Genomic DNA, 11811 nt, shown 5'->3' on the forward strand with positions numbered 1-11811 from the left:
AATCAGTTGGTTAATTAATTGTATCTTCGAGATTTGCTTCTAAAAATACACAAAATATGAGTTCTAATCAGAAAAAAATTGGATTAATAACCACTACTTCTTTAGTAGTTGGAAATATGATTGGAGCAGGAATTTTTTTATTACCTGCGTCACTTGCAGAATACGGAAGTATTAGTTTATTAGGTTGGTTATTTACAGCAACCGGAGCCATCATTTTGGCAAAAATATTTAGCAATTTCAGTAAAATCATTGTCAATAAAAGTGGCGGACCATACACGTATTCTAAAGAAGGTTTTGGAGTTTTTATTGGGTTTTTAGTCGCTTGGGGTTATTGGATTTCTTGTTGGATAAGCAATGCGGCAATTGCTATTGCAATTATTGGCGCGTTGAGTTTTTTCTTCCCAATTTTAGAAACCAATTCTATGTTGGCTGTTGTCATTGGTTTAAGTATGATTTGGTTTTTTACTTGGGTCAATTCTAAAGGAGTAAAAGCTTCTGGAAAAGTACAAGTAGTTACTACAATTTTAAAACTATTGCCATTAGTTTTTGTGATTTTAATTGGCGGATTCTTTTTTAGCTTAGATAATTTTCCAGATTTTAATTTAACTGGCGAAAGTAATTTTGAAACATTTCCTGTAGTTGCAGCATTAACATTGTATGCTTTTTTAGGAATTGAAAGTGCAAGTATTCCTGCCGAAAATGTAAAAAACCCTGGGAAAAATGTTTCAAAAGCAACCATGTTGGGAACTATAATTACCACATGTATTTATATTTTTGGAACCATTGTTTTATTTGGAATTTTACCTACGGATGTTTTAAAAGGTTCTGCAGCACCTTTTGCAGAAGCAGGAAGAATAATTGGAGGAGAATACGCTGGTTATTTTGTTGCAGTCGGAGCAGCAATATCAGGGATTGGCGCATTAAATGGTTGGATTTTAATCGTTGCTCAAATCCCGATGGCGGCAGCAAAAGATAAAATGTTTCCAAGAATATTTAAAAAAGAAAACAAAAATGGCGCTCCGGTTTTAGGTTTAATTATTGGAAGTATATTAAGTTCAATAGTAATGTTGATGAACTTTTCGGAAGGATTGATAGATCAATTTACATTTATGGTAAACTTAACGGTTTTAACATGTTTGGTACCATATTTATTTGTTTCGGCAGCATATATTATTGTCTTAATTGAAAGAAAAATTCATTTGAATAGCATTCTAAAAACCTTTGTTCTTGGCTTATTAGGATTTTCCTATTCGGTTTGGGCAATTTATGGTTCTGGAGCAGATGTTGTTTTTTACGGATTTTTACTATTATTGTTGGGAATACCCTTTTACGCATTGATGCAGTGGAATAAAACAAAAGAAAAATGAGCAAAACACAGCACTCAGAATATTTAAAACTAGAAAAAGTTTATATTAAATCAGCAGAAGATGCTTTCCATTCAGAAGAATTGTTAGAAAATCAATGGGGCGAATTGAATTATTTATCGAAGCCAGATTTTAGCTCGGCGCTGAAGGAATACGAAAAGTTTGAGTCGATTTTTAAAGAACATAACGTTGAAGTTTGTCATTTTCCATCAAACAAACAGGTAAAAATGGATGCTATTTATTGTAGAGATGCATCAATTGCAACAGATTTTGGAATCATTATTTGTAATATGGGAAAAGAAGGCAGAATGAATGAACCAAATGCTCAATTACAAGAATATCAGCAAAAAAATATTTCGGTTTTAGGGCACATAAAATCACCAGGAACTTTAGAAGGTGGCGATGTTGCTTGGCTGGATAAAAATACATTGGCAGTTGGACATACGTACAGAACAAATGAAGAAGGAATTCAACAATTAAAAAACTTATTAGAACCAAACGGAGTTCAAGTTATTGTTGCAGATTTACCGCATTACAAAGGCAAAGAAGATGTGTTTCATTTAATGTCGATTTTAAGTCCGGTTGATGCAAATTTAGCCGTTGTGTATTCACCTTTAATGCCGATAAAATTTAGAAATGAATTACTAAAAAGAGGTTTTGAATTGATTGAAGTTCCGGAAGAAGAATTTGATTCTATGGGATGTAATGTGTTGGCAATTTCGCCGAGAAATTGTGTAATGGTTGCTGGAAATCCAAAGACTAAAAAATTACTAGAAAAAGCTGGATGCAAAGTGACCACGTATGTAGGAAACGAAATTAGTGTAAAAGGTGGCGGCGGACCAACGTGTTTAACAAGACCTTTGGCAAGAATCGTCTAAATTTTTACTTAAAAAAGCAACTCTTTTGTGTAAGTTTGTAGTAATGAAGCAAACTTTAGGAAAACAAGAGCGCTTAAAAAGTAAAACGCTCATTGGAAAATTATATAAAGAAGGAAAATCGGTTAAGAGTTTTCCTTTAAGGCTTGTTTATATACAAACAGAACACACTTCAAAATATCCGGCACAAGTTGGCGTTTCTGTTCCTAAGAGAAACTTTAAAAAAGCGGTTGATAGAAATCACTTAAAAAGATTGCTAAGAGAAACGTATCGCAAACAAAAACAACTTGTTTACAACACGATTGACAAACCGTATGTGTATATGATTTCTTATATTGGTAAAGAAAAATGCACATATGCTGAAATCGAAATTAAAATGGAACAGCTTTTAAAGTCGTTTACAGCACAAATTAAAAGAACTAAAGATGAAAAAAAGCATCAAAAATAAAACGATTGCAGGTTTACTTATCGCAGTTGTTTTTGTTTCGTTTTCATTTCAATCAAAATTTTTTGAGGTTGCAAAACAGATAGAAATTTACACCACATTATTCAAAGAATTGAATATGTATTATGTGAATGAAATAAATCCGGCAGAATTAACAACTCGTGCTTTAAAAAACACGTTAAAAGATTTAGATCCGTACACAAATTACTTTAACGAACAAGATGTTGAAGCTGCTAAAATAAGACGAGAAGGAGAATATGGCGGAATCGGAGCATCAATCCATTATGCGAGTAAAAATCCTTTAGTAATTAGTGTTTATAAAGGTTATGCAGCCGATAAAGCGGGTTTAAAATCTGGAGATATTATTTTAAAAATTGACAATCAGGTTTTAGCAGAGTTAGAAAAAGAAGATTCATCGAGTTTGTTACTTGGAATACCTGATAGCCAAATTTCTATTGAAGTTTTAAGAAATGGAAAGAAACTACAATTTGATTTAAAAAGAGAAAAAATAGAAATAAATCCAGTTCCTTTTTACAAAAAGATTGATGATGAAACTGGTTATATTGTTTTGACAAGATTTAATGAAAAAGCAGCTGCAGAAATTAAAAAAGCTTTTGAAAGCTTAAAAAAAGAAGGCATAAAAAGTTTGATTTTAGACTTGCGTTCAAACCCTGGAGGGTTGCTTGGTGAAGCAGTAAACATTTCTAACTTTTTTCTACCAAAAGGAAAGGTTATTACTACTACAAAAGCAAAGGTGAAAAAATGGAGCAATACGTATTTATCTAGAAACAACCCGTTAGATTTAGAAATTCCGATGGTTGTTTTAATCAATGGAAGTTCTGCATCAGCATCAGAAATTGTAACGGGGGCATTGCAAGATTATGACCGAGCAGTTGTGATGGGAAAACGTTCTTTCGGAAAAGGATTGGTGCAACGTTACAGAACATTGAGTTACGGAACGCAATTAAAAGTAACCATTTCTAAATATTATACGCCAAGCGGAAGATGTATTCAAGAATTAGATTATGCAAATAGAGATTTTAAAACAGGAAAAGTGCCGAAGTTTTCTGATGCCGGAATCAATGAATTTAGAACAGAAAACGGAAGAAAAGTTTTTGATGGTGGCGGAATTATACCAGATATTACAACAGAAAATGAAACCTTATCAGAAGAAACAAAAATATTATTAGGTTCTAGAGCATTATTTGATTTTGCAATCAATTTTAGAAATAGAAACAACACAATTTCAACAGCAAAAGACTTTAGGTTTACAGATAAAAACTTTAAACAGTTTCAAGCATTTTTAAAAACAGACACTACGTTTTTAACTAAAGAAGAAGTGTCGTTTAAAAAAGCGTATGAGATGTTAAATACTACTCAAAACAAAAAAATTAACAAAGAATATTCTCAAATTTTAAGTGTATTAAAAGCAGAGAAAATAAGCGCTTTAGCAAGTAATAAAGAGTTTTTAAAGAACGAGTTAAAAGATGTTATTTTAGATCAGTATTATTATCAAGAAGGTGTTTATCAAAGTAAAGTTGCTTCAGATAAAACGGTGTTAGCAGCTGTTAAATTATTAAAGAACACAAAAAAGTACAATCAGATCTTATCTGGCAAAAACTAAGCTAGATAAATTAGTATCTTTGAATTATGTAAAAAAGTAAAGAATTAGAATGAAAGAAAGAACAAGAGCGCAAGAATCTACAGGAGCTATAGAAAGATTATACATTTCTATGCGTCATTTATTTAGTAGAGGTTTTTACAAACCGATGGGGATTTCTGGTGAAACATTAAGAAAATCGTTATTACAATTAAGACCAGAAATTTATGGATCTATTGCAGAAGAAAAAGTAGAATTAAACGGATTAATTTATATTATTGAGCGTTTACCTGAAGGAATTGAAGAATGTCAGTTTATCAATTTAACAGCAGATGAAGGCTATAAAAACTCACATTTTAAACCAATTGTTCCTGCAAAAAGAAGAAGAAATTGTTATAGAATAGATAAAGATCAAATGGATATTGAGATTACTCGTGGTAGATCTGAAATCTATGATATTTTAACGCATTTAACTTTTTTGTTTATTGAGTCTCACAAGATTAAAGACAAAGTTTTAATAAACGAAGGTTCAGATTGTATTAGAGAATGGAAAACATTGAGAGAAATTGTTTTGTATGATAAAACAATTACAAAAGAAGAAAGAGAAGTTACCATTGCTCATTTAGGAACTATTTTAGGAAGGACTTATGAAGAAGTTTCAAAAATTTATACAACGTTTTCTACAGAGAAAAATCCAGATCGTTTTTTTCAGATAATTTACTGGCTAGGTCAATTAGCAATTAATGAAACCCTAGAAAACAAAAAACGTGTTGTAACATTTAGTTCGGTTTTAAACGAACAAATTGGGCAACATATTTATGGTGAAGTTTGGGCAAATAATATTAAAAAAATTCTTCAAGAAAATAATTTATTAGAAAGACCAATTCACATTATCAGTGCAAATATGCACAGCGTTATGAACTCGATTTATGCTCAAGGCGCAATTCCTACGGAAGCTAAAAAGCACAAAGGATTTAAATTATTTGAATTATTAAGTAATGAGAACAGTAAAGATTTTCAAGTAAAAGTTAAAAATTACGCTTCAAAAAATGGGTTGATTTATATAAAAGATACTTCTGGTACAAACATAAATGTTCAAATAATTGATACAGAAAAAATAGATTTTGCTACAACAAACTATACAAAACAGAACTCCAAAAATAAAAAACCGGTATTAATTGTAATGGATTATGCGTTTGGAGAACAAGCCTATGAAACTATGGATGAGTTGTTGAAACCATATATTACAGAAAACAACACCACACATTTAGATGTAGAATCTGTTTCTATTATGGGGAAAGCAGGAATTTTAGAAGGAGGAAAAGGCGATATTATGATTCCGTCTTCTCACGTTTTTGAAGGAACAGCAGACAATTATCCGTTTAAAAATGAATTGTCTAAAGAAGATTTAGAAGGATTTGGTGTTCGTTCTTTTGATGGAGCAATGATTTCTGTTTTAGGAACATCGCTTCAAAATAAAGACATTTTAAAATTCTTTCACGATTCTACCTGGAATGTAATTGGATTGGAAATGGAAGGTGCTCATTATCAAAAAGCAATACAAGCAGCATCAAAAATTAGAGGAAATATATCAGAAAACGTAAAAGTGCGTTATGCCTATTACGCATCAGATAATCCATTAGAAACTGGAGCAACATTGGCTTCTGGAGGATTAGGAATGTCTGGTGTCACACCAACATACGCAATTACACAAAAAATATTAGAACAAATATTTTAAAAGTACAACGAACTAAACAAGTAAAAATGGCTAAAGAATCACAACCTAAAGAGGAAATAGAATTAGGATCATTATTTATAATTATTGGAAAAGGATTTTCAAATCTTTTTAACTTTATAGCAACTTTTTTTAAAGGAATTTTTCACCTGTTAATTTTGTTTTTACTATTTATAAAAACAAATATAATTAAGCTTGCAATTGCCGCTGTTATTGGAGGGTTTATTGGAACATTTTTTGAATTTACAAAAGCACCCACTTTTGGGGCAGATATGCAGGTACAGCCCAACTTTAAAAGTACAAGACAATTGTATAATAATGTAAATTATTACAACGATTTGGTAAAGCAAGAAGACACAATTACTTTAGCAAAAACGTTTAATCTTTCAATTGAAATAGCAGCAAAACTTAAAGAATTTCAAATTTATCCTATAAAAAACGGAAACGACCTTTTAACCTCTTATGATGACTTAATTTTATCTGTTGATACATTAACAGCAAAAAGTTATTCGTTTGAGGCGTTTAAAAACACGTTTACAAATTACGATTATAGAATTCATAATATTCATGTTGTTGCAACTCAAAACAACGTTTTTTCTAAGTTAGATGAAGTTATTATTTCTTCAGTTGTAAATAATAAATTCTACAATAAAGTAAAAAGACTAACAAACGAAAACCTTAATAGAACAGATTCGCTTTTAAGGCAAAATTTAACTCAAGTAGATTCGTTAAGAAGAGTTTATATGACGGTTTTAGTAGAAGAATCTAAGAAAGAAAACTCAGGAACAAGTATTGATTTAGGTGGAACAAAAACAACTTCCAAAGAACTAGAGCTATTTGAAACTAACAGGAGAATAAATAAAGATTTAAAAGAAATCAGTGAAGACAAATCTGAAAAATCTGAAGTGCTAAATGTCATTTCTAATTTTCAACCAATTGGTTATGAAATTAAAGGAATTGATAATAATTATGGATTTTTAATAAGTGGATTGGCAGTTGCATTAATGATCATGTTACTACTGTTAAAGCAATTAAATACTTATTTAAACAACTACAAAAAATAGTTGATGAAAACAATATTAATAACAGGTGGTGCGGGTTTTATAGGAGCAAACTTTATTCCTTATTTTTTAGCTAAAAACAAAAATATTAAGGTTGTAAATATTGATGCATTAACCTATGCAGGAGATTTAGAAAACTTAAAAGAGTTAAACAAACATCCAAGATATATTTTTGAAAAAGGAAATATTTGTGATAGAAGTTTTATTGAAAAAACCTTTAAAAAACATACTATTTCTGGAGTACTACATTTTGCCGCAGAATCTCATGTAGACAATTCAATTAAAAATCCGGATGCGTTTATTCAGACCAATATCAATGGAACATTTAACCTCTTAGATGTAGCAAAAAATTATTGGATGGATGCTCCAAATCTGTATAAAAAAGAATTCGAAAATGCTCGTTTTCACCATATTTCTACAGACGAGGTTTTTGGTACCTTAGGAGCTATAGGTTTGTTTACAGAAGAAACTCCATATGCACCAAATAGTCCGTACAGTGCATCAAAAGCAGCCTCAGATTTTATTGTAAGAAGTTATTTTCATACGTACGGAATGAATGTAATTACAACAAATTGTTCAAATAATTACGGACCAAAACAACATGATGAAAAGCTGATTCCGACGATTATTAGAAAAGCAATTTCTGGAGAAAATATTCCTATTTATGGAGATGGAAAAAACATTAGAGATTGGTTATTTGTTTTAGATCATTGCAAAGGAATTGAGTTGGCATATCAAAAAGGAAAAGCAGGAGAAACCTATAATATTGGCGGTAAAAATGAACGAAATAATTTATATATCGCAGATAAAATATGTGAAATATTAGATGTAATTTATCCAAAAGAAGTTTCCTATAAAGAACAAATTACTTTTGTAAAAGACAGACCAGGACACGATTTTAGATATGCAATTGACGCCTCAAAAATTGAAAATGAACTGGGTTGGATTGCAGAAGAAAATTTTGAAACAGGAATACAAAAAACCATAGAATGGTATTTAAATAAATACAATAAATAATGAAAGGAATTATTTTAGCTGGCGGATCTGGAACAAGATTGCATCCAATTACACTTGCAATTAGCAAGCAATTAATGCCTGTTTTTGATAAACCCATGATTTATTATCCATTATCAACATTAATATCCGCAGGAATTAATGAAATTTTAATCATTTCTACACCTCAAGATTTACCCCTATTTAAAAGACTATTGGGAGATGGAAAAAAATATGGATGTTCTTTTGAATATACAGTTCAAGAGAATCCAAACGGATTGGCAGAAGCATTTATTTTGGGTGCAGATTTTATTGGAGATGATAAAGTTGCATTGATTTTAGGAGATAATATTTTTTATGGAACAGGATTGGCAACATTATTAAAAGCCAACAACAATCCAGATGGCGGAATTGTCTACGCGTATCATGTTCATGATCCAGAAAGATATGGTGTTGTTGAGTTTGATGAAAGTGGAAATGCAATTTCAATTGAAGAAAAACCAGAAAAACCAAAATCAAATTATGCTGTTCCAGGAATTTATTTTTACGATAACGAAGTGGTAGAAATTGCAAAAAACATCAAACCAAGCCATAGAGGAGAATTAGAAATTACAGACATTAACAAATCGTATTTAGAAAGAGGTAAATTAAATGTGAGTATTTTAGACAGAGGAACCGCTTGGTTAGATACCGGAACTTTTGATTCTTTAATGCAAGCATCTCAATTTGTGCAAGTAATAGAAGAAAGACAAGGGTTAAAAGTAGGTGCAATCGAAGAATCTGCTTATAGAAGTGGATTTATCACTAAAAAAGAGTTACATGAATTAGCCGAACCATTGTTAAAAAGCGGTTATGGTAAACATTTAGAAGGAATTTAATGCAGGTTACAGAAACAAAGTTAAAAGACTGTTTTATTATTGAACCAACTATTTTTGGAGACGAAAGAGGTTATTTTTTTGAAACCTTTAATAAAGAAAACTTTAAGGAATTAACGGGCAAAGGAATTGAGTTTGTTCAAGACAATGAAGCGTTTTCAAACAGAGGCGTTTTAAGAGGGTTGCATTTTCAGAAAGGAGAATTTGCACAAGCGAAACTGGTTCGTGTTGTAAAAGGAAAAGTATTAGATGTTGTCGTAGATGTAAGACCAAATTCTAAAACTTTTGGACAGCATTTTTCTTGTGTTTTATCAGAAGAAAATAAGAAACAATTATTTGTTCCAAGAGGATTTGCACACGGATATTCAGTTTTAGAAGACCATACCGTTTTTGTGTATAAATGTGATAATTTTTATCAACCAAAATTTGAAGGAGGAATTATATTTAACGATGAAACACTTAATATAGATTGGATGCTTTCAGAGAATGAAATAGCTGTTTCAGAAAAAGATAAAGTGCTAAAAACGTTTAATGAATTAGAAATTTAGGAAATAAATAGTTTTATGAATACGGGAATAATTATTCAAGCAAGAACATCTTCAACACGTTTGCCTAAAAAGATTATTTTAGAAATAGAAAAAAACACTACTTTTTTAGATATTCAATTAAAAAGAGTATCCGTTTTAAAAGATAGAATGCCAATTATTTTAGCTACATCAAACTTAGAAGTAGACGATGTACTTGAAAAGTATTCAAAAAAACATGGAATTAAATTTTTCCGTGGTTCAGAACAAAATGTTTTAAACAGATTTATTAAATGCGCTGAAGTTAATAATCTAAATTCTATTATTAGAATCTGCTCAGATAATCCATTTATTGATGTTGAATCGATTTTAGACCTTTGTACAAATTATAAAGGAGAAGATTATTTATCTTATAAGATAAATCAAGTACCATCAATATTAACACATTACGGTTTTTTCGCTGAAATAGTGAGCCTAAGCGCATTAAAAAAAATAAATCAAGAGGAATCATCTAATTGTATAGAACATGTAACTAATTGCATTTATAAAAACCCGGATAGATTTAATGTGCAATTCATAAGTAAAGTTATTATAAATAAAAATATAAGATGTACCTTAGATACAAAAGGAGATTTCGATAACTTATGCAAGTTATATTTTGGTACTCTAAAAAAAAATCCAGAAAGAGGTTATTCAGATATAATTAAGTACATAGAAAATAATCCAAGCATTTTAAAAAGCATGAAAAAAATTATAAAAGAAAACACAAAATGACATATATAATTGGAGAAATAGGGCAAAACCACAATGGCTCTTTAGATATCTGTAAATTATTAATTGATGTTGCTGCAAGACCAATTAGAGACAAATTATTTGGAAAAGACCTGCAACCAATGGATGCTGTAAAGTTGACAAAAAGAGATTTGACCAATGAGCTATCTACATCTCAAATGAACAATATTTATAACTCTCCTCATTCTTTTGGGAAAACATACGGAGAGCATAGAGCTTTTTTAGAGTTAACAGATGATGAGCATTTTGAAGCATATAAATATACAAAAAGTAAAGGTTTAGATTTTGTTGAAACGCTATGTGCAATAGGGTGTTTAAGTTTATTAAAATTATTTACACCAGATAGGTTAAAAGTTGCTTCAAGAGATTTAACAAATCTACCACTACTTTCTGCACTGGCAGAAACGAAAATTCCAATTATTTTATCAACAGGAATGTCTGGAGAAAAAGAATTGAATTTGGCTTTAGATACAATTAGTAAATACAATAATAACATTTCAATTTTACATTGTGTTTCTGAGTATCCTACTCAGTATAGTAATGTTAACTTGCATACAGTAACTTATTTAAAGAAAAAATATCCAGAATATACCATTGGATACTCTGATCATACAATAGGAATTTCTACTCCAATAGCGGCAGTAGCTTTGGGATCTGAAATTATTGAAAAACATATTACACTTGATCGAGAAATGAAAGGCACAGATCAAAAAGGTTCTTTAGCAATAGATGGTATGTATAGAATGGTTAGAGATATAAGAAATTTAGATTTGTCTCTAGGTGAAGAGAAAATAAGCATAGTGTCTTCTGTTAAAAGTGCTAGAACTAAATTGGAGAGGTCAATTGCAACAAAAAAAGCACTTAAGTCAGGAACTATAATATCTGAAGAAGATATACATTTATTAAGTCCAGGAGATGGAATTCAATGGAATGATAGAAGTAAGATTTTGGGAAAAAAAATAAAAAAAGATATTCCTAAAAATGAAATTATCTATTTAAAAAATATAGAATAAAATGCTGCCAAAACTTATTTTAACAGATATTGATGGAGTCTGGACAGATTGCGGAATGTATTACGATGAAAAGGGAAATGAATTAAAAAAATTCAACACCTATGATAGTGCAGGAGTTTTGTTCTGTAAGCTTTTAGACATCCCTATTGGTATTATTACCGGAGAGAATGTTGAGTCGGTTAGAAGAAGGTCTGAAAAATTAAAAGTTGATTATTTGTTTTTAGGAGCAAAAAATAAAATGCAGATTATTGAAGAACTGGCAAATAAAATGCAAATTAATCTGTCAGAAATTGCTTACGTCGGAGATGATATAAATGACTATGTTCTTCTACAAAATGTAGGATTAAGCGCAGCTCCGTCTAGTGCGCCAACTTATATTAAAGAAGTTGTTGATTGGGTGTTAGAAAAAAAAGGAGGTGATGGTGTTTTTAGAGAATTTGTTGAGAAAATCTTATTAGAAAACAATATAAATGTAATAGACCTCTTAAAAGACACCAACTTAATTACACACTACAAACAATAATAACTTAATTT

The 11811-nt window shown here is 30.4% G+C and carries 12 protein-coding genes; all 12 read left to right on the plus strand.

What is annotated here, in order from left to right; genetic code table 11:
• The first annotated feature begins 56 nt into the window (after window positions 1–56).
• The 12 genes from ACEWL1_RS03335 to ACEWL1_RS03390 are packed head-to-tail and all read left to right on the plus strand — an operon-like array spanning window position 57 to window position 11800.
• Window positions 57–1367, plus strand: coding sequence for an amino acid permease (locus tag ACEWL1_RS03335; RefSeq protein ID WP_409231861.1), 1311 nt, complete (start codon window positions 57–59; stop codon window positions 1365–1367).
• On the plus strand, window positions 1364–2242 hold the full coding sequence (locus ACEWL1_RS03340; protein WP_409231862.1) for a dimethylarginine dimethylaminohydrolase family protein: 879 nt from the start codon (window positions 1364–1366) through the stop codon (window positions 2240–2242). Before ACEWL1_RS03335 ends, ACEWL1_RS03340 begins: the two co-directional genes overlap by 4 nt.
• Window positions 2243–2285: 43 nt before the next feature.
• A complete protein-coding gene (gene rnpA / locus ACEWL1_RS03345; protein WP_409231863.1) occupies window positions 2286–2687 on the plus strand; it encodes a ribonuclease P protein component in 402 nt (133 codons plus the stop codon).
• On the plus strand, window positions 2665–4308 hold the full coding sequence (locus ACEWL1_RS03350) for a S41 family peptidase (RefSeq protein ID WP_409231864.1): 1644 nt from the start codon (window positions 2665–2667) through the stop codon (window positions 4306–4308). Before rnpA ends, ACEWL1_RS03350 begins: the two co-directional genes overlap by 23 nt.
• 49 nt (window positions 4309–4357) lie before the next feature.
• On the plus strand, window positions 4358–6022 hold the full coding sequence (locus ACEWL1_RS03355; RefSeq protein ID WP_409231865.1) for a DUF6909 family protein: 1665 nt from the start codon (window positions 4358–4360) through the stop codon (window positions 6020–6022).
• A 26-nt stretch (window positions 6023–6048) separates the two neighbouring features.
• The gene (locus tag ACEWL1_RS03360) at window positions 6049–7083 is read left to right on the plus strand and encodes a hypothetical protein (RefSeq protein WP_409231866.1); all 1035 of its coding nucleotides are present in this window, start codon (window positions 6049–6051) and stop codon (window positions 7081–7083) included.
• Between the two features lie 3 nt (window positions 7084–7086).
• The gene (gene rfbB, locus ACEWL1_RS03365) at window positions 7087–8097 is read left to right on the plus strand and encodes a dTDP-glucose 4,6-dehydratase (RefSeq protein WP_409231867.1); all 1011 of its coding nucleotides are present in this window, start codon (window positions 7087–7089) and stop codon (window positions 8095–8097) included.
• Window positions 8097–8951: a glucose-1-phosphate thymidylyltransferase RfbA gene (rfbA, locus tag ACEWL1_RS03370; protein WP_409231868.1), complete on the plus strand. Its 855-nt coding sequence runs from the start codon at window positions 8097–8099 to the stop codon at window positions 8949–8951. Before rfbB ends, rfbA begins: the two co-directional genes overlap by 1 nt.
• Window positions 8951–9496, plus strand: a complete 546-nt coding sequence (rfbC, locus tag ACEWL1_RS03375) for a dTDP-4-dehydrorhamnose 3,5-epimerase (protein ID WP_409231869.1) — start codon at window positions 8951–8953, stop codon at window positions 9494–9496. The genes rfbA and rfbC overlap by 1 nt, the downstream gene beginning before the upstream one ends.
• Before the next feature lie 15 nt (window positions 9497–9511).
• The gene (locus tag ACEWL1_RS03380; protein ID WP_409231870.1) at window positions 9512–10246 is read left to right on the plus strand and encodes a cytidylyltransferase domain-containing protein; all 735 of its coding nucleotides are present in this window, start codon (window positions 9512–9514) and stop codon (window positions 10244–10246) included.
• Window positions 10243–11277: an N-acetylneuraminate synthase family protein gene (locus tag ACEWL1_RS03385; RefSeq protein WP_409231871.1), complete on the plus strand. Its 1035-nt coding sequence runs from the start codon at window positions 10243–10245 to the stop codon at window positions 11275–11277. Before ACEWL1_RS03380 ends, ACEWL1_RS03385 begins: the two co-directional genes overlap by 4 nt.
• Before the next feature lies 1 nt (window position 11278).
• Window positions 11279–11800 (plus strand): KdsC family phosphatase, encoded by a 522-nt coding sequence (locus ACEWL1_RS03390; RefSeq protein WP_409231872.1) that lies wholly within the window; start codon window positions 11279–11281, stop codon window positions 11798–11800.
• Window positions 11801–11811: the final 11 nt, after the last annotated feature.

Source organism: Polaribacter gochangensis (genome assembly GCF_046224025.1).
GTDB classification, from domain to species: Bacteria; Bacteroidota; Bacteroidia; order Flavobacteriales; family Flavobacteriaceae; genus Polaribacter; species Polaribacter gochangensis.